Source organism: Ruegeria sp. BC1 (assembly GCF_056539305.1).
The window spans coordinates 1-763 of the sequence record NZ_JBQFUT010000030.1 but is presented as its reverse complement, the minus strand read 5'-3'; the positions used below and the strand labels follow the sequence as shown (position 1 = coordinate 763).

Genomic DNA, 763 nt, shown 5'->3' with positions numbered 1-763 from the left:
AACGGCATTATCCAGTTGAAGTTTAGCCCATGATTTCTTTTAAAGGTGCGCAGTATCCTAAGGATGTGATCCTGTTCGCGGTCTTCTTTTACGTCCGCTACGGTGTTTCTTACCGAGACCTGGAGGAGATCATGGCCGAGCGCGGCGTTTCAGTGGACCACACCACGCTGAACCGATGGGTCACACGGTATTCCAGCGCAATCGCTGAATTAGCGCGTCGCCGCAAAAAGTCATGTGATCGTTCTTGGAGAATGGACGAAACTTATATCAAAGTGAAAGGCGCGTGGGTTTACCTCTACCGGGCCGTCGACAAACACGGCAAGACCCTTGATTTCATGCTTTCTCGACGTCGAAACAAACCAGCTGCCACAAAGTTCTTCGCCCGAATGTTGGAGGTCAACGGCCTTCCGAGAAAGATTGTGATCGACAAGAGCGGCGCGAACACAGCAGGTATCAAGGCCATCAACAAAATGCTGAAGGGCTTCGGCTGCCCAATGCCAATCGAAATGGTGAGGCGGAAATTTCTCAACAACATCGTCGAGCAAGACCACCGGTTCATCAAGAGACGCACGAGGCCAATGCTGGGGTTCAAAGCCTTCGCTTCAGCAGCGGCAACGTTGGACGGAATTGAAGTGGCGCATATGATCCGTAAAGGTCAGTTCACGCCCGGACTCTGCCCGTTTCGTCAATTTGCGGAACTGGCTGCTTAACCCGCCGGTACGGAGTGATCTCTTCGTTCAGTCAGAAACTTCGCAACAAAACC

1 protein-coding gene is annotated in these 763 nt (G+C 52.0%); it reads left to right on the top strand.

Features of this window, described 5'->3' with window-relative positions:
* The first annotated feature begins 29 nt into the window (after window positions 1-29).
* The gene (locus ACR0IY_RS21965; RefSeq protein WP_480677165.1) at window positions 30-710 is read left to right on the top strand and encodes an IS6 family transposase; all 681 of its coding nucleotides are present in this window, start codon (window positions 30-32) and stop codon (window positions 708-710) included.
* Window positions 711-763 lie beyond the last annotated feature (53 nt).